Here is a 16955-nt window from a genome sequence, read left to right on the forward strand (position 1 = left end):
CACCCCCGGAGCGACTTCCTCGCTCGCCCACAAGGGGGCGACGTCAGCGGCCCGGCAACGCCGGATCCGCGGGCGTCCGCTTGGGAATGCAGTGTTTTTTTTCGGATCTAGGAGAACCCAATGAAGGGCCTACTCGACCTGTTCAAGCAATTCACCCCTGATGAGCATTTCGATGCCATCAAGATCGGCCTCGCGTCACCGGAAAAGATCCGGTCGTGGTCGTTCGGCGAGGTGAAGAAGCCCGAGACCATCAACTACCGGACCTTCAAGCCGGAGCGCGACGGTCTCTTCTGCGCCAAGATCTTCGGCCCGATCAAGGACTACGAGTGCCTGTGCGGCAAGTACAAGCGCCTGAAGCACCGCGGCGTCATCTGCGAGAAGTGCGGCGTCGAAGTGACGCAGACCAAGGTCCGCCGTGACCGCATGGGCCACATCGACCTGGCCGCGCCGTGCGCGCACATCTGGTTCCTGAAGTCGCTGCCGTCGCGCCTGGGCCTGGTGCTCGACATGACGCTGCGCGACATCGAGCGTGTGCTGTACTTCGAAGCGTATGTCGTCGTCGATCCCGGCATGACCCCGCTGAAGAAGTTCAGCATCATGAGCGAGGACGACTACGACGCGAAGCGCACCGAGTACGGTGACGAGTTCATCGCGCTGATGGGCGCCGAGGGCGTCAAGAAGCTGCTCGAGGAGATCGATCTCGACATCGAGATCGAGAAGCTGCGCGGCGACATGACCGGCTCGGAGCTCAAGGTCAAGAAGAACTCCAAGCGCCTGAAGGTGATGGAAGCCTTCAAGAAGTCGGGCATCAAGCCGCAGTGGATGGTGATGGACGTGCTGCCGGTGCTGCCGCCGGACCTGCGTCCGCTCGTGCCGCTCGATGGCGGCCGCTTCGCCACGTCGGACCTGAACGACCTCTATCGCCGCGTCATCAACCGCAACAACCGCCTCGCGCGGCTGCTGGAGCTGAAGGCGCCGGAGATCATCGTGCGCAACGAGAAGCGCATGCTGCAGGAAGCCGTCGACTCGCTTCTGGACAATGGCCGCCGCGGCAAGGCCATGACAGGCGCCAACAAGCGCGCGCTGAAGTCGCTGGCCGACATGATCAAGGGCAAGAGCGGCCGCTTCCGCCAGAACCTGCTGGGCAAGCGCGTCGACTACTCCGGCCGTTCGGTCATCGTGGTCGGCCCGACGCTCAAGCTGCACCAGTGCGGCCTGCCCAAGCTGATGGCGCTCGAGCTGTTCAAGCCGTTCATCTTCTCGCGCCTGGAGGCGATGGGCATCGCCACCACGATCAAGGCGGCGAAGAAGGAAGTCGAATCCGGCACGCCGGTGGTGTGGGACATCCTTGAGGAAGTGATCAAGGAGCACCCGGTGATGCTGAACCGCGCGCCGACGCTGCACCGCCTGGGCATTCAGGCGTTCGAGCCGGTGCTGATTGAAGGCAAGGCGATCCAGCTGCATCCGCTGGTGTGCTCTGCGTTCAACGCCGACTTCGACGGCGACCAGATGGCCGTGCACGTGCCGCTGTCCATCGAAGCGCAGATGGAAGCCCGCACGCTGATGCTGGCGTCCAACAACGTGCTGTTCCCTGCCAACGGCGAGCCGTCGATCGTGCCGTCGCAGGACGTGGTGCTGGGCCTGTACTACGCCACCCGCGAGAGAATCAACGGCAAGGGCGAAGGCATCGTCTTCGCCGACGTCGCCGAGGTGCAGCGCGCCCTCGACAACGGCCAGGTGGAGATCACCGCCCGCATCAGCGTGCGGCTGACCGAGCACGTCAAGAACAAGGACACCGGCGAGTTCGAGCCGGAGACCAAGCTCGTCGACACCACCGTCGGCCGCGCGCTGCTGTCCGAGATCCTGCCCAAGGGCCTGCCGTTCTCGAACATCAACAAGGCGCTCAAGAAGAAGGAGATCTCGCGTCTCATCAACACGTCCTTCCGCAAGTGCGGCCTCAAGGACACGGTGGTGTTCGCCGACAAGCTGCTGCAGTCGGGCTTCCGCCTGGCCACGCGCGCCGGCATCTCGATCGCCATCGACGACATGCTGGTGCCCAAGGAAAAGCACGGTCTGATCGAGCGCGCCGAGAAGGAAGTCAAGGAGATCGAGCAGCAGTACGTTTCGGGCCTGGTCACGGCCGGCGAGCGCTACAACAAGGTGGTCGACATCTGGGGCAAGACCGGCGATGAAGTCGGCAAGGTCATGATGAGCCAGCTGTCGAAGCAGAAGACCACTGACCGCCACGGCAAGGAAGTCGAGCAGGAGTCGTTCAACTCCATCTACATGATGGCCGACTCCGGCGCGCGAGGATCCGCGGCGCAGATCCGCCAGCTGGCCGGCATGCGCGGCCTGATGGCCAAGCCGGACGGCTCGATCATCGAGACGCCCATCACCGCGAACTTCCGCGAAGGCCTGAACGTTCTGCAGTACTTCATCTCCACCCACGGCGCTCGCAAGGGCCTGGCGGACACGGCGCTGAAGACCGCGAACTCCGGCTACCTGACGCGCCGCCTGGTCGACGTGACGCAGGATCTGGTGGTGACCGAGGACGATTGCGGTACGCAGAACGGCATGAACATGCGCGCCCTCGTCGAAGGCGGTGAGGTCATCGAATCGCTGCGCGACCGCATCCTCGGCCGCGTCACCGCGATCGAGGTCCAGCATCCCGAGACCCAGGCCACGCTGCTGCAGGCCGGTTCCATGCTCGACGAAGACGCACTCGACGAGATCGAGAACGCCGGCGTCGACGAGGTGAAGGTGCGCACGGCGCTCACCTGCGGCACGCGCTTCGGCCTGTGCGCCAAGTGCTACGGCCGCGACCTGGGCCGCGGCGGCATGGTCAATGTCGGCGAGGCCGTCGGCGTTATCGCCGCGCAGTCGATCGGCGAGCCGGGCACGCAGCTCACCATGCGCACCTTCCACATCGGTGGTGCGGCGTCGCGTGCGGCGGTGGCCTCCAGCGTCGACGCGAAGAGCGACGGCCATGTCGGCTTCAACCCGACGATGCGATACGTGACCAACGGCAAGGGCGAACTGGTGGTGATCTCGCGTTCCGGCGAGATCATCATTTCCGACCAGCACGGCCGCGAGCGCGAGCGTCACAAGGTGCCGTACGGCGCACTGCTGGCCATCAAGCCCGACCAGAACATCAAGGCCGGCACCATCCTGGCCACCTGGGACCCGCTGACCCGCCCGATCATCACGGAGTTCGCCGGCCGCGCGAAGTTCGAGAACATCGAGGAAGGCGTGACGGTCGCCAAGCAGGTCGACGAAGTCACCGGCCTGTCCACGCTGGTCGTGATCGATCCGAAGCGCCGCGGCGCCGCGAAGGTGGTGCGTCCGCAGGTCAAGCTGCTCGACGCTGCCGGCAACGAGGTGAAGATCCCCGGCACGGACCACTCGGTGACGATCGCCTTCCAGGTCGGCGCGCTGATCCAGATCCGCGACGGCCAGGACCTCGCCCCGGGCGAGGTGCTCGCGCGCATTCCGGTCGAAGGCCAGAAGACCCGCGACATCACCGGCGGTCTGCCGCGGGTGGCCGAGCTGTTCGAGGCGCGTTCACCGAAGGACAAGGGCACGCTGGCCGAGATCACCGGCACGGTGTCGTTCGGCAAGGAGACCAAGGGCAAGGTTCGCCTGCAGATCACCGACCCGGACGGCAAGGTCTTCGAAGAGCTCGTGCCCAAGGAGAAGAACATCCTCGTGCACGAAGGCCAGGTGGTGAACAAGGGCGAGCTGATCGTCGACGGACCAGCGGATCCGCAGGACATCTTGCGCCTGCTGGGCATCGAGGAGCTGGCGCGCTACATCGTCGACGAGGTGCAGGACGTCTACCGTCTGCAGGGCGTGAAGATCAACGACAAGCACATCGAGGTGATCGTTCGCCAGATGCTGCGCCGCGTGCAGATCGCCAACCCGGGCGACACCGCCTACATCGCCGGGGAGCAGGTCGAGCGCTCGGAGCTGCTGGACACCAACGACCGCATGGTGGCCGATGGCAAGATGACCGCCACGCACAGCGATGTGCTGCTGGGCATCACCAAGGCGTCGCTGTCGACCGACAGCTTCATCTCCGCGGCGTCGTTCCAGGAGACCACGCGCGTGCTCACCGAGGCCGCCATCATGGGCAAGCGCGACGAGCTGCGTGGCCTGAAGGAAAACGTCATCGTCGGGCGCCTGATCCCCGCGGGCACCGGCATGGCATTCCATGCCGCGCGCAAGGCGAAGGAGGAGATGGACGATGCCGAGCGCCGTGCCATCGCCATGCAGGAGGCCGAGGAGCTGGCTTCCGTGCAGCTTGCGCAGGTGGACGCGGCGAGCGGCGAGACGACCGAGTAATCGGGCACCGGTGGTTCGCAAAGGGCGACTTCGGTCGCCCTTTTTTCTGGCTGAAACGCGGCCGTACCTTCGGGCGCCTAACATTCCGCCATGAACATCGCGCTCATCGCCCACGACCACAAGAAGGACGACATGGTCCTCGTGGCCAAGGAGTTCGCCGATTTCCTGTCGCGCTGCCACCTGATCGCGACCGGGACGACCGGGGGGCGCCTGCACGCGGAAGCCGGCCTGGAGGTCGAATGCATGCTGAGCGGTCCGATGGGCGGTGACCTGCAGATCGGCGCGCGGCTGTCGGTGGGCCAGATCGACGCGGTCATCTTCCTGCGCGACCCGATGACGCCTCAACCCCACGAGCCGGACATCAACGCATTGGTGCGTGCCTGTGACGTGCACAACGTCCCCTGCGCCACCAACGTGGCCGGGGCACGGCTGCTGCTGGCGGAGCTCAGCCGGCGCTGAACGACGACGCCCAGGCGTCGGGGGTGAGCACGTCGAGCCCGAGCGGCCGTACACGTCGCGCGAGCTTCAGCACGGCCTTGTCGCGGCTGACCAGCCAACGGCTGCGGTGCGCCAGGGCGAGATCCACGAACTTCTGGTCGTCGGGGTCGGTGCACCGGATGCGGGTCGCCGTGCCCGAGAGCGCTACCGGCTCGACCAGCGTGACGTGGCCCTCCCACGCTTGCCACAACGCTCGCACATCGGGCTGCCGCGCGCCGGCGATCCCGCGGGCCAGGACATGAGCGAGCTCGTCCCGCATTGGGGCACTGGCGAGCCAGCGCACACTACCGGACTCGAATCGCCGGGCCCACGCTGCGCACAAAGGGTCGCGAAAGACGAGCCATGCCAGCACGGCATTGGTGTCGAGGACCACGCCCGGAGCTTCCGTGGTCCGGACGGTGGAATGGGCGGGCGACGGTTCGGGCAACAGCATTGCAGGGGCTTTGCGGCCACGTTCTATTGCGACGGGGGGTTCACCCGAATATAATCGAGGGCTTTTCGGCAGATTCTGCTGCGCTCTTTGTCGGGCGGCTCACCAGGGACCTTCTCCTGGCCTTCGAGCCTTCCCCTCCCACTGAGGCGCTTCGACGTTTCGCCGGAAACGAAGTGACTTCAAACGGGAACAAGTTACCTATGCCAACCATCAACCAACTCGTGCGTCACGGTCGCGAGACCGAGGCCACGAAGTCCAAATCGCCGGCGATGCAGGGCAGCCCCCAGCGCCGCGGCGTGTGTACCCGCGTGTACACCACGACTCCGAAGAAGCCGAACTCAGCGCTTCGCAAGGTCGCCAAGGTGCGCCTGACCAATGGCTTCGAGGTCATCTCGTACATCGGCGGCGAAGGCCACAACCTGCAGGAGCACAGCGTCGTGCTGGTGCGCGGCGGCCGGGTCAAGGACCTGCCGGGCGTGCGCTACCACATCGTGCGCGGGTCGCTGGACCTGCAAGGCGTCAAGGACCGCAAGCAGGCGCGTTCGAAGTACGGCGCCAAGCGGCCCAAGAAGGCCTAAGAGAAGACATCGAGTTGCCATCGTCGGCTGCCAAGCTGGACGAGGCGTGTTTCGGCAGCAAAAGCCGAGTAAGTGGGCGGCCCCAGAAGTCGGTGGCTGCCCGAGGCAAGGGCGAAGGCCCGAGCCAGCTGAAGACAAAGGAAGAGTGAAATGCCACGTCGTCGCGAAGTCCCCAAGCGCGAGATCCTGCCCGATCCGAAGTTCGGTTCCATCGACCTGTCCAAGTTCATGAACGTCATCATGGAATCGGGCAAGAAGGCGGTCGCCGAGCGCATCATCTACGGCGCGCTCGAGCAGGTGGAGAAGAAGTCCGGCAAGGATCCGCTGGAGGTCTTTACCGTCGCGCTGAACAACATCAAGCCGATGGTCGAAGTGAAGTCACGCCGTGTCGGCGGTGCGAACTACCAAGTTCCCGTGGAAGTTCGTCCCGTGCGCCGCGTGGCCCTGGCCATGCGCTGGCTGAAGGAGTCGGCGCGCAAGCGTGGCGAGAAGTCGATGGCGCAGCGCCTGGCCAATGAGCTGCTCGAGGCAGTCGAAGGCCGTGGCGGCGCGATGAAGAAGCGTGACGAAGTGCACCGCATGGCCGAGGCCAACAAGGCCTTCTCGCACTTCCGCTTCTGAAGACCATCCACTGATTCCCTTCGGCCGCTCTTCGGGTTAATCCTAGCCCGCGAGCGGCCCCTGTATTTGGAGTGACACCATGTCCCGCAAGACCCCGATCGAGCGCTACCGCAATATCGGCATCTCGGCTCACATCGACGCCGGCAAGACCACGACGACCGAGCGCATCCTTTACTACACCGGTGTGAACCACAAGATCGGCGAGGTGCACGACGGCGCTGCGACCATGGACTGGATGGAGCAGGAGCAGGAGCGCGGGATCACGATCACGTCGGCGGCGACGACCTGCTTCTGGAAGGGCATGGACCTGTCGTTCCCCGAGCACCGGATCAACATCATCGACACCCCGGGGCACGTCGACTTCACCATCGAGGTGGAGCGCTCGATGCGAGTGCTCGACGGCGCGTGCATGGTGTATTGCGCGGTCGGCGGCGTGCAGCCGCAGTCGGAGACCGTCTGGCGCCAGGCCAACAAGTACAAGGTGCCCCGTCTGGCGTTCGTCAACAAGATGGACCGCACCGGCGCCAATTTCTTCAAGGTCTACGAGCAGATGAAGAGCCGCCTGAAGGCGAACCCGGTGCCGGTGGTCATTCCCATCGGTGCGGAGGAGAACTTCACCGGTGTCGTCGACCTCATCAAGATGAAGGCGATCATCTGGGACGAGGCCTCGCAGGGCATGAAGTTCGAATACAAGGACATCCCCGCGGAGCTTCAGGCCGATGCACAGAAGTGGCGCGAGAACATGGTCGAGGCCGCTGCCGAGGCCAGCGAAGAGCTGATGAACAAATACCTCGAGTCGGGCGAGCTCACCGAGGCGGAGATCAAGCTCGGCCTGCGCACGCGCACCATCGCCACCGAGATCCAGCCGATGCTGTGCGGCACCGCGTTCAAGAACAAGGGCGTGCAGCGCATGCTCGACGCGGTGATTGAATACATGCCGTCGCCGATCGACATCCCGCCGGTGCCGGGCACCGACGAGGACGACAAGGAGACGTCGCGCAAGGCCGACGACAACGAGAAGTTCGCCGCTCTGGCGTTCAAGCTGATGACCGACCCCTACGTCGGCCAGCTGACGTTCGTTCGCGTCTATTCCGGCGTGCTGAAGTCGGGCGACTCGGTCTACAACCCGATCCGCGGCAAGAAGGAGCGGATCGGCCGAATCCTGCAGATGCACGCCAACCAGCGTGAGGAGATCAAGGAGATCCTGGCCGGCGACATCGCCGCCTGCGTGGGCCTGAAGGACGTGACGACCGGCGAGACGCTGTGCGATCCCGAGTCCATCATCACCCTGGAGAAGATGGTGTTCCCCGAGCCGGTGATCTCGCAGGCTGTCGAGCCGAAGACCAAGGCCGATCAGGAGAAGATGGGCATCGCGCTGGGCCGACTGGCCCAGGAAGATCCGTCCTTCCGTGTGCGTACCGACGAGGAGTCCGGCCAGACCATCATCTCCGGCATGGGCGAGTTGCACCTCGAGATCATCGTCGACCGCATGAAGCGCGAATTCGGCGTGGAAGCGAACGTCGGCAAGCCGCAGGTCGCCTATCGCGAGACGGTCCGCAAATCGGTGACCGACGTCGAAGGCAAGTTCGTTCGCCAGTCGGGCGGCAAGGGCCAGTACGGCCACGTCGTGCTGTCGATCGAGCCGCAGGAGCCGGGCAAGGGCTTCGAGTTCGTCGACGCGATCAAGGGCGGTGTCGTGCCGCGCGAATTCATCCCGGCGGTCAAGAAGGGTGTGGAAGACACGCTGCCCAACGGCGTGCTGGCCGGCTACCCGGTGGTCGACGTCAAGGTCACGCTGACGTTCGGTTCGTACCACGAAGTCGACTCGAACGAAAACGCGTTCAAGATGGCGGCGTCGATGGGCTTCAAGGAAGGCTGCCGCAAGGCCAGCCCGGTCATTCTTGAGCCGATGATGGCCGTGGAAGTCGAAACGCCGGAAGACTACGCCGGTTCGGTGATGGGCGACCTGTCGTCCCGCCGTGGCATGGTGCAGGGCATGGACGACATGCCCGGCGGCGGCAAGATCATCAAGGCGGAAGTGCCGCTGTCGGAGATGTTCGGTTATTCCACGACGCTGCGTTCGATGTCGCAGGGTCGTGCCACGTACACGATGGAGTTCAAGCACTACAGCGAGGCTCCTAAGAACGTCGCTGACGCCATCATCACCGCCCGCGGCAAGTAATCAACAAGTTAGACGAGCCGGTCTTCGGCGGGGCGCCGTTCGCTACCGGTGGCGAACGAATCAACACCTCGCCGGAGACCTTAAACACCACACTGGACTGCTCTTTGATACGGAGAATCTGAAATGGCAAAAGGCAAATTTGAACGGACCAAGCCGCACGTGAACGTGGGCACGATCGGGCACGTCGACCACGGCAAGACGACGCTGACGGCGGCGATCACGACGGTGCTGAGCGCGAAGTTCGGCGGCGAAGCCAAGGCCTACGACCAGATCGACGCGGCGCCGGAAGAAAAGGCGCGCGGCATCACGATCAACACCGCCCACGTCGAGTACGAGACGGCCAACCGGCACTACGCGCACGTGGACTGCCCGGGGCACGCCGACTACGTCAAGAACATGATCACGGGCGCGGCGCAGATGGATGGCGCCATCCTGGTGTGCTCGGCCGCCGACGGCCCGATGCCGCAGACGCGCGAGCACATCCTGCTGGCGCGCCAGGTGGGGGTGAAGTACATCATCGTGTTCCTGAACAAGTGCGACATGGTCGATGACGCCGAGCTGCTCGAGCTGGTGGAGATGGAAGTGCGCGAGCTGCTGAGCAAGTACGACTTCCCGGGCGATGACACGCCCATCGTCAAGGGCAGCGCCAAGCTGGCGATGGAAGGCGACAAGGGCGAGCTGGGCGAGCAGGCGATCATGCGGCTGGCCGAGGCGCTGGACAGCTACATCCCGACGCCCGAGCGCGCCATCGACGGCGCATTCCTGATGCCGGTCGAAGACGTGTTCTCGATCTCGGGACGCGGCACGGTGGTCACCGGGCGTGTCGAGCGCGGCGTGATCAAGGTCGGCGAGGAAATCGAGATCGTCGGCATCCGTGCGACGCAGAAGACCACCTGCACCGGGGTGGAGATGTTCCGCAAGCTGCTGGACCAGGGTCAGGCGGGCGACAACGTCGGCATCCTGCTGCGCGGCACCAAGCGCGAGGAAGTCGAGCGCGGCCAGGTGCTGTGCAAGCCGGGCACGATCAAGCCGCACACGCACTTCACGGCCGAGATCTATGTGCTGAGCAAGGAAGAAGGCGGGCGTCACACGCCGTTCTTCAACAACTACCGCCCGCAGTTCTACTTCCGCACCACGGACGTGACCGGCGCGGTGGAGCTGCCCAAGGACAAGGAGATGGTCATGCCCGGCGACAACGTCAGCATCACCGTCAAGCTGATCGCCCCGATCGCGATGGAAGAGGGCCTGCGCTTCGCCATCCGCGAAGGCGGCCGCACCGTGGGATCGGGCGTCGTGGCCAAGATCATGGAGTAAATGCATGACACGGTCGGCCGTCGTCCAAGGGCGGCGGGCCGGCCGTCCGGTGCACCACATGTCGCGGCCTCGGGACCGCATCGCTCTTTAAGGAACCGTCATGCAAAAGCAAAAGATCCGCATTCGCCTGAAGGCGTTTGACTACAAGCTGATCGACCAGTCAGCGCTGGAAATCGTCGACACCGCCAAGCGCACCGGTGCGATCGTCAAGGGCCCGGTGCCCTTGCCGACCCGCATGCAGCGCTTCGACATCCTGCGCTCGCCGCACGTGAACAAGACCAGCCGCGATCAGTTCGAGATCCGCACCCATCAGCGCCTGATGGACATCGTCGACCCGACCGACAAGACGGTCGATGCGCTGATGAAGCTGGACCTGCCGGCGGGCGTCGACGTCGAGATCAAGCTGCAGTAAGAGCCGGCGCGGTTGCGGGGGAACCCGCATCTGCTACAATCGCCGGCTTTCCGCAAGGTGCCCTACGGGGTGCCTTGCACCACAGTCAGCCCAGCCAATCGATGTTGGGCGTTCGAAACAAAGGCTCCGATTCGGAGCTGGAGAAAAACCATGAGTCTTAGCAATCGCCTCGGATTGCTGGGCCGCAAGGTGGGCATGATGCGCATCTTCACGGACGACGGCGACGCCGTTCCCGTGACCGTGCTCGACGTGTCGAACAACCGCGTGACCCAGGTCAAGACCGCAGAGACCGACGGCTACAGCGCCATCCAAGTGGCGTTCGGAACGCGCAAGGCCTCGCGCGTGAGCAAGCCGGAAGCGGGTCACCTTGCGAAGGCCGGCGTCGAGGCCGGGGAGATCCTCAAGGAATTCCGTGTCGCGGCCGATGTGGCCGCCGGCTTCAAGCCCGGCGCCCAGATCCCCGTGACGACATTCGCCGTGGGCCAGTTGGTGGACGTGCAGGGCACTTCCATCGGCAAGGGCTACGCCGGCACCATCAAGCGCCACAACTTCCGCTCGCAGCGCGCGTCGCACGGCAACAGCCGTTCGCATAACGTGCCGGGCTCGATCTCGATGGCGCAGGACCCGGGCCGCGTGTTTCCGGGCAAGAAGATGACGGGCCATCTCGGTGACGTCACCAAGACCGTGCAGAACCTCGACATCGTGCGAGTCGACGAAGCCCGCCAGCTGCTGCTGGTGCGCGGCGCCGTGCCGGGTGCAAAGAACGGCCATGTGGTCGTCAGCCCCGCCGTCAAGGTCAAGGCCAAGAAAGGAGCCCAGTGATGCAGCTCGAGCTCCTGAATGAACAGGGTCAGGCGACGGCCAAGGTCGACGCGCCGGACACCGTGTTTGCCCGTGACTACAACGAAGCGCTGGTGCACCAGGTCGTCGTCGCCTTCCAGGCGAACGCGCGCCAGGGCACCCGTGCCCAGCTCGACCGCGCGCAGGTCAAGCACTCGACCAAGAAGCCGTGGCGTCAAAAGGGCACGGGCCGCGCCCGCGCGGGCATGACCTCGTCGCCCCTGTGGCGCGGGGGCGGTCGCATCTTCCCGAACAGCCCCGACGAGAATTTCACGCAGAAGGTCAACAAGAAGATGTACCGCGCCGGCATGGCCGCCATCTTCTCGCAGCTGGCCCGTGAAGGACGCCTCGCCGTGGTCGATTCGATCAGCGTGGATGCGCCCAAGACCAAGCTGCTGGCGCAGAAGCTCAAGTCCATGGGGCTCGACTCCGTGCTGGTGATCGCCGACCAGGTCGACGACAACCTGCTGCTTGCTTCGCGCAACCTCGCCAACGTGCTGGTGGTGGAGCCGCGCTACGCCGATCCGCTGTCGCTGGTCTTCTACAAGAAGGTGCTGGTGACCAAGGGTGCGATCGAGCAACTCAAGGAGATGCTGGCATGACCACCAAATTCGATGAGAGCCGCCTGGCCCAGGTGCTGGTGGCGCCGATCGTGTCCGAAAAGGCCACGATGATCGCCGAGAAGCAGAACCAGGTGCTGTTCAAGGTCCTGCGCGACGCGACCAAACCCGAGATCAAGGCCGCCGTTGAGCTGATGTTCAAGGTGGAGGTCGCCTCGGTCCAGACCGTCACGCAAAAGGGCAAGGTCAAGCGCTTCGGCCGCTCCATCGGTCGCCGCGACCACGTCAAGAAGGCGTATGTCGCGCTGAAGCCGGGCCAGGAGCTCAACTTCTCCGGGGAGGCCGCGTAATGGCCGTCATCAAAGTCAAGCCGACTTCGCCGGGCCGCCGCGCCGTGGTGAAGGTGGTGCACAAGCACCTGCACAAGGGCAAGCCCGAAGCCTCGCTGCTCGAGCCGCAGTTCCAGCATGCCGGCCGCAACAACAACGGCCACATCACGATGCGCCACAAGGGCGGTGGGCACAAGCACCACTACCGCGTCGTCGATTTTGTCCGCAACAAGGACGGCATTCCGGCGAAGGTCGAGCGCATCGAGTACGACCCGAACCGCACGGCCCACATCGCGCTGGTGTGCTACGCGGATGGCGAACGTCGCTACATCATCGCGCCGCGCGGCCTGGAAGTCGGCGCCACGGTGCTGAGCGGCGCCGAGGCGCCGATCAAGGCCGGCAACACGCTGCCCATTCGCAACATCCCCGTGGGCTCCACGATCCACGCGGTCGAGCTGTTGCCTGGTAAAGGCGCGCAGGTCGCCCGCTCGGCCGGCACCTCGGTGACCCTGCTGGCGCGCGAAGGCACCTATGCGCAGCTGCGCCTGCGCTCGGGTGAGGTGCGCCGCATCCATATCGACTGCCGCGCCACGATCGGAGAGGTGTCGAACGAAGAGCACAACCTGCAGCAGTACGGCAAGGCCGGTGCGATCCGCTGGAAGGGCATCCGCCCGACCGTTCGTGGCGTGGCCATGAACCCCGTGGATCACCCGCACGGCGGTGGCGAAGGCCGCACCGGTGAAGGCCAGGTCCCCGTGTCCCCCTGGAACACGATGACCAAGGGCTACCGCACTCGCAACAACAAGCGCACGCAGACGTTCATCGTCTCGCGTCGCAAGAAGTAAGGAGCCGACATGACGCGCTCACTGAAAAAGGGTCCCTTCGTCGACCATCACCTGATGGCCAAGGTCGACAAGGCCGCTGCCGTGAAGGACAAGAAGCCGATCAAGACCTGGTCGCGCCGCTCGACGATCCTTCCCGACTTCATCGGGTTGACGATCGCCGTCCACAACGGCAAGCAGCATGTGCCTGTGTACGTCACCGACCAGATGGTCGGCCACAAGCTCGGTGAATTTGCGCTCACGCGCACGTTCAAGGGGCACCCGGCCGACAAGAAGGCCGCGAAGAAATAAGGATCGATGATGGAAACCCGTTCAATCGTTCGCGGTGTCCGCCTGTCTGCCGACAAGGGTCGGCTGGTGGCAGACATGATCCGCGGCAAGAAGGTGGACCAGGCCATCAACATCCTGACGTTCACCCCCAAGAAGGCCGCCGGCATCATCAAGAAGGCTCTGGAGTCCGCGATCGCGAACGCCGAGCACAACGACGGTGCCGACATCGACGAGCTCAAGGTCAAGACGATCTATGTCGAGCAGGGCGCCACGCTGAAGCGCTTCTCCGCGCGCGCCAAGGGCCGCGGCAACCGCATCAGCAAGCCGACCTGCCACATCTTCGTGACGGTCGGGAACTGAAGGAAGACCATGGGACAAAAGATTCATCCGGTTGGCTTCCGCCTCCCCGTCACGCGCAACTGGGCGTCGCGCTGGTACGCGTCGAACCAGAACTTCGCGGGCATGCTGGCCGAAGACCTGAAGGTTCGCGACTACCTCAAGACGCGGCTGAAGAGCGCCGCGGTCTCGCGCATCCTCATCGAGCGCCCCGCCAAGAACGCCCGCATCACCATCTTCTCGGCCCGTCCGGGTGTCGTGATCGGCAAGAAGGGCGAGGACATCGAGAACCTGAAGGCCGAGCTGACGCGCCGTTTGGGCGTGCCGGTGGCCGTGAACATCGAGGAAGTGCGCAAGCCCGAGATCGATGCTCAGCTCATCGCCGACAGCATCACCCAGCAGCTCGAGAAGCGCATCATGTTCCGCCGCGCCATGAAGCGCGCCATGCAGAACGCGATGCGCCTGGGTGCGCAGGGCATCAAGATCATGTCGTCGGGCCGCCTGAACGGCATCGAAATCGCCCGCTGCGAGTGGTATCGCGAAGGTCGCGTGCCCCTTCACACGCTGAAGGCCGACATCGACTACGGCTTCTCGGAAGCCAAGACCACCTATGGCGTCATCGGCGTCAAGTGCTGGGTCTATCGCGGCGACCGACTGGCTCACGGCGAAGCCCCTGGCGTGCAGGCGCCGGCGCAAGAAGAAGAGCGCCGTCCACGCCGTCCGGCCCGTCCGGGCGACCGTCCCGGCGGCGATCGCCGGGGTCCGCCCCCGGGCCGTGGTGGCGACCGCGCGCCGCGTCAGGCTGGTGCACCGGTCGAAGGCGCTGACAAGCCGGCCGAGGCCGGCGGCGCCGATGCGCCCAAGGGCCCGGCGGTCAAGCGCGTGCGCAAGGTCGCCGCGCCGGGAACCGGCAAAGGAGAATAAGCATGCTGCAACCCGCACGCAGAAAATTCCGCAAGGAACAGAAGGGCCGCAACACCGGCATCGCCACCCGCGGCGCGAACGTGTCGTTCGGTGACTTCGGTCTCAAGGCCACCGAGCGCGGCCGTCTGACCGCGCGCCAGATCGAAGCTGCCCGTCGCGCGATCTCGCGCCACGTGAAGCGTGGCGGCCGCATCTGGATCCGCATCTTTCCGGACAAGCCCATCTCGCAGAAGCCGGCCGAAGTCCGCATGGGCAACGGCAAGGGCAACCCCGAGTACTACGTGGCCGAGATCCAGCCCGGCAAGGTGCTGTACGAAATCAATGGCGTGCCTGAGCAACTGGCTCGTGAAGCGTTCCTGCTGGCTTCGGCCAAGCTGCCGCTGAAGACCACCTTCGTGGCTCGCCAGGTCGGCATGTAAGCCGACGGAGAAACACCATGAAAGCATCTGAACTCCGCAGCAAGGACGTCGCCGGCCTCGAAAAGGAAGTCGCCGACCTGCTGAAGGCCCATTTCGGCCTGCGCATGCAGAAGGCCACGCAGCAGCTGACGAACCACTCGCAGCTCGGCAAGACCCGCCGCGACATCGCACGCGCCAAGACCATCCTCGCGCAGAAGAAGAAGGAGGCCGCCAAGTGAACGCCGCCACGCAACCGCAAGCCGAAGCCAAGCCGAAGAACACCCGCACGCTGGTGGGCAAGGTCGTCAGCGACAAGCGCGCCAAGACCATCACGGTGCTGGTCGAGCGTCGCACCAAGCATGAGCTCTACGGCAAGATCGTCGCGAAGTCGAGCAAGTACCACGCGCACGACGAAAAGGGCGAGTACAAGCTGGGCGACGTGGTCGAGATCGCCGAGAGTCGGCCGATTTCCAAGACCAAGTCGTGGGTCGTGACCCGCCTGGTGCAAAAGGCCATCGAGGTCTAAGAAGTCGACACCCACGGGGCCTTTTGCCGGCCCCGCGCGCCACGGTCGGTTCGCTGGAATACTGGCGGCCGGCCGTTTTTCGTTGGCTGACACCCTACCCATCCACCATTCGGAGGCGAACATGATCAAGGTCGGAGACAGGCTGCCCGCGGGCAAGCTGCAGGAGTACATCGAGGTCGAAGGCGAAGGGTGCTCGATCGGCCCGAACGCGTTCGACGTCGAGAAGGAGACCACCGGCAAGAAGATCGCCGTCTTCGCCTTGCCCGGCGCCTACACGCCGACCTGCTCGGCCAAGCACGTTCCCGGCTTCGTCGAGAAGGCCGACCAGCTGAAAGCCGCCGGCATCGACGAGATCTGGTGCGTGTCGGTGAACGACGCCTTCGTGATGGGCGCCTGGGGCCGAGACCAGAAGACCGCCGGCAAGGTCCGCATGATGGCCGACGGAAGCGCCGAGTGGACCAAGGCGCTTGGCCTCACGCAGGACCTGACCTCCAAGGGCATGGGCGTGCGCTCGCAGCGCTTCTCGATGCTCGTGGACAACGGGGTCGTCAAGACCCTGAACATCGAGGCGCCGGGCAAGTTCGAGGTGAGCAACGCCGAAACGATGCTTGCGCAGGCCAAGGGATGATGGGCCGGCTTGACAGGGGTTCTTCCTGCAAGTCATAATCGCCGACTTCGCCGGAATTTCGGGCGCAGCGAACGCTGCGAGCAGAGTCCGGCTCCGCCCAAACCGCAAGCGCGGCATTCAGCCGGACTTGTGAGACGGGCCCAAGACTGATCGCGCGCCGGCTTCATGGTGGTCATGGGGCGGCAACCGGTTCAAGTTGGGGACAGAGAACATGATTCAAATGCAGTCGCGGCTGGACGTCGCGGACAACACTGGCGCGAAAACCGTCATGTGCATCAAGGTGCTGGGCGGCTCCAAGCGGCGCTATGCCGGCATCGGCGACGTGATCAAGGTCAGCATCAAGGAAGCTGCACCGCGTGGTCGCGTGAAGAAGGGCGAGGTCTACAGCGCCGTCGTCGTGCGTACTGCCAAGGGCGTGCGCCGCCAGGACGGCTCGCTGGTTCGCTTCGACGGCAATGCTGCCGTGCTGCTGAACGCCAAGCTCGAGCCCATCGGCACCCGCATCTTCGGCCCGGTCACGCGCGAGCTGCGCACCGAGCGCTTCATGAAGATCGTTTCGCTGGCTCCGGAAGTTCTCTAAGCCGCGGTGTAAGGACAGGCCATGAACAAGATTCGCAAAGGCGACCAGGTCATCGTGTTGACCGGGCGCGACAAGGGCAAGCGCGGCACCGTGACGCAGCGCGTCGACGACGACCACGTGCTCGTCGATGGCGTCAACGTCGTCAAGAAGCACGTCAAGCCGAACCCCATGAAGGGCACCACCGGCGGCATCGTCGACAAGACCATGCCGATCGACCAGTCCAACGTTGCCATCTTCAACCCGGCGACCGGCAAGGCCGACCGCGTCGGCTTCAAGTTCCTGGCAGACAAGACCAAGGTCCGCGTCTACAAGTCCAGCGGCGAAGAGATCAAGGCGTAAGAGG

21 protein-coding genes are annotated in these 16955 nt (G+C 64.8%); 20 read left to right on the forward strand and 1 reads right to left on the reverse strand.

Annotation, left to right across the window (positions count from 1 at the left end; genetic code table 11):
• The first annotated feature begins 120 nt into the window (after positions 1–120).
• Together rpoC and P7V53_RS02185 are read left to right on the forward strand one after the other, a co-directional pair.
• Positions 121–4341 carry a DNA-directed RNA polymerase subunit beta' gene (gene rpoC, locus P7V53_RS02180; protein ID WP_280153837.1) on the forward strand — a complete coding sequence of 1407 codons (4221 nt, stop codon included), beginning with the start codon at positions 121–123 and terminating at the stop codon, positions 4339–4341.
• A 90-nt stretch (positions 4342–4431) separates the two neighbouring features.
• Positions 4432–4800: a methylglyoxal synthase gene (locus P7V53_RS02185; RefSeq protein ID WP_280153838.1), complete on the forward strand. Its 369-nt coding sequence runs from the start codon at positions 4432–4434 to the stop codon at positions 4798–4800.
• Here the strand turns inward: P7V53_RS02185 and P7V53_RS02190 are convergent.
• The gene (locus tag P7V53_RS02190) at positions 4787–5272 is read right to left on the reverse strand and encodes a PIN domain-containing protein (protein WP_280153839.1); all 486 of its coding nucleotides are present in this window, start codon (positions 5270–5272) and stop codon (positions 4787–4789) included. The two genes, P7V53_RS02185 and P7V53_RS02190, sit on opposite strands and share 14 nt — an antisense overlap.
• A 200-nt stretch (positions 5273–5472) precedes the next feature.
• Here P7V53_RS02190 and rpsL point away from each other — a divergent pair, with 200 nt between their 5' ends.
• The 18 genes from rpsL (at position 5473) to rplX (ending at position 16951) form a co-directional block, all read left to right on the forward strand.
• Positions 5473–5850 (forward strand): 30S ribosomal protein S12, encoded by a 378-nt coding sequence (gene rpsL, locus P7V53_RS02195; RefSeq protein ID WP_280153840.1) that lies wholly within the window; start codon positions 5473–5475, stop codon positions 5848–5850.
• Between the two features lie 150 nt (positions 5851–6000).
• Positions 6001–6471 carry a 30S ribosomal protein S7 gene (gene rpsG / locus P7V53_RS02200; RefSeq protein ID WP_280153841.1) on the forward strand — a complete coding sequence of 157 codons (471 nt, stop codon included), beginning with the start codon at positions 6001–6003 and terminating at the stop codon, positions 6469–6471.
• Positions 6472–6550: 79 nt separating this feature from the next.
• Positions 6551–8653: an elongation factor G gene (gene fusA, locus P7V53_RS02205; protein WP_280153842.1), complete on the forward strand. Its 2103-nt coding sequence runs from the start codon at positions 6551–6553 to the stop codon at positions 8651–8653.
• A gap of 123 nt (positions 8654–8776) precedes the next feature.
• Positions 8777–9967 (forward strand): elongation factor Tu, encoded by a 1191-nt coding sequence (gene tuf, locus P7V53_RS02210; RefSeq protein ID WP_280153843.1) that lies wholly within the window; start codon positions 8777–8779, stop codon positions 9965–9967.
• 100 nt (positions 9968–10067) lie between these two features.
• The gene (gene rpsJ, locus P7V53_RS02215) at positions 10068–10379 is read left to right on the forward strand and encodes a 30S ribosomal protein S10 (protein WP_019561663.1); all 312 of its coding nucleotides are present in this window, start codon (positions 10068–10070) and stop codon (positions 10377–10379) included.
• Positions 10380–10529: 150 nt separating this feature from the next.
• Positions 10530–11201 carry a 50S ribosomal protein L3 gene (gene rplC / locus P7V53_RS02220; RefSeq protein ID WP_280153844.1) on the forward strand — a complete coding sequence of 224 codons (672 nt, stop codon included), beginning with the start codon at positions 10530–10532 and terminating at the stop codon, positions 11199–11201.
• Positions 11201–11821, forward strand: coding sequence for a 50S ribosomal protein L4 (gene rplD / locus P7V53_RS02225; RefSeq protein WP_280153845.1), 621 nt, complete (start codon positions 11201–11203; stop codon positions 11819–11821). Before rplC ends, rplD begins: the two co-directional genes overlap by 1 nt.
• A complete protein-coding gene (gene rplW / locus P7V53_RS02230; protein WP_280153846.1) occupies positions 11818–12129 on the forward strand; it encodes a 50S ribosomal protein L23 in 312 nt (103 codons plus the stop codon). Before rplD ends, rplW begins: the two co-directional genes overlap by 4 nt.
• Positions 12129–12953 carry a 50S ribosomal protein L2 gene (rplB, locus tag P7V53_RS02235; protein WP_280153847.1) on the forward strand — a complete coding sequence of 275 codons (825 nt, stop codon included), beginning with the start codon at positions 12129–12131 and terminating at the stop codon, positions 12951–12953. Before rplW ends, rplB begins: the two co-directional genes overlap by 1 nt.
• Before the next feature lie 9 nt (positions 12954–12962).
• The gene (rpsS, locus tag P7V53_RS02240) at positions 12963–13241 is read left to right on the forward strand and encodes a 30S ribosomal protein S19 (protein WP_280153848.1); all 279 of its coding nucleotides are present in this window, start codon (positions 12963–12965) and stop codon (positions 13239–13241) included.
• Between the two features lie 6 nt (positions 13242–13247).
• Positions 13248–13580 (forward strand): 50S ribosomal protein L22, encoded by a 333-nt coding sequence (rplV, locus tag P7V53_RS02245; protein WP_280153849.1) that lies wholly within the window; start codon positions 13248–13250, stop codon positions 13578–13580.
• A gap of 9 nt (positions 13581–13589) precedes the next feature.
• Complete coding sequence (gene rpsC, locus P7V53_RS02250; protein WP_280153850.1) at positions 13590–14480, forward strand: 30S ribosomal protein S3; 891 nt, start codon at positions 13590–13592, stop codon at positions 14478–14480.
• A gap of 2 nt (positions 14481–14482) precedes the next feature.
• Positions 14483–14899 (forward strand): 50S ribosomal protein L16, encoded by a 417-nt coding sequence (rplP, locus tag P7V53_RS02255; RefSeq protein ID WP_280153851.1) that lies wholly within the window; start codon positions 14483–14485, stop codon positions 14897–14899.
• A gap of 17 nt (positions 14900–14916) precedes the next feature.
• On the forward strand, positions 14917–15117 hold the full coding sequence (gene rpmC, locus P7V53_RS02260; RefSeq protein ID WP_280153852.1) for a 50S ribosomal protein L29: 201 nt from the start codon (positions 14917–14919) through the stop codon (positions 15115–15117).
• Positions 15114–15404 carry a 30S ribosomal protein S17 gene (gene rpsQ, locus P7V53_RS02265; protein WP_280153853.1) on the forward strand — a complete coding sequence of 97 codons (291 nt, stop codon included), beginning with the start codon at positions 15114–15116 and terminating at the stop codon, positions 15402–15404. Before rpmC ends, rpsQ begins: the two co-directional genes overlap by 4 nt.
• A 121-nt stretch (positions 15405–15525) precedes the next feature.
• The gene (locus P7V53_RS02270; RefSeq protein ID WP_280153854.1) at positions 15526–16032 is read left to right on the forward strand and encodes a peroxiredoxin; all 507 of its coding nucleotides are present in this window, start codon (positions 15526–15528) and stop codon (positions 16030–16032) included.
• 211 nt (positions 16033–16243) lie between these two features.
• On the forward strand, positions 16244–16612 hold the full coding sequence (rplN, locus tag P7V53_RS02275; RefSeq protein ID WP_280153855.1) for a 50S ribosomal protein L14: 369 nt from the start codon (positions 16244–16246) through the stop codon (positions 16610–16612).
• 21 nt (positions 16613–16633) lie between these two features.
• Positions 16634–16951, forward strand: coding sequence for a 50S ribosomal protein L24 (gene rplX / locus P7V53_RS02280; protein ID WP_280153856.1), 318 nt, complete (start codon positions 16634–16636; stop codon positions 16949–16951).
• The last annotated feature ends 4 nt before the right edge of the window (positions 16952–16955 follow it).

Origin of the sequence: Piscinibacter sp. XHJ-5, from assembly GCF_029855045.1 — a bacterium.
Taxonomy (GTDB): domain Bacteria; phylum Pseudomonadota; class Gammaproteobacteria; order Burkholderiales; family Burkholderiaceae_C; genus Albitalea.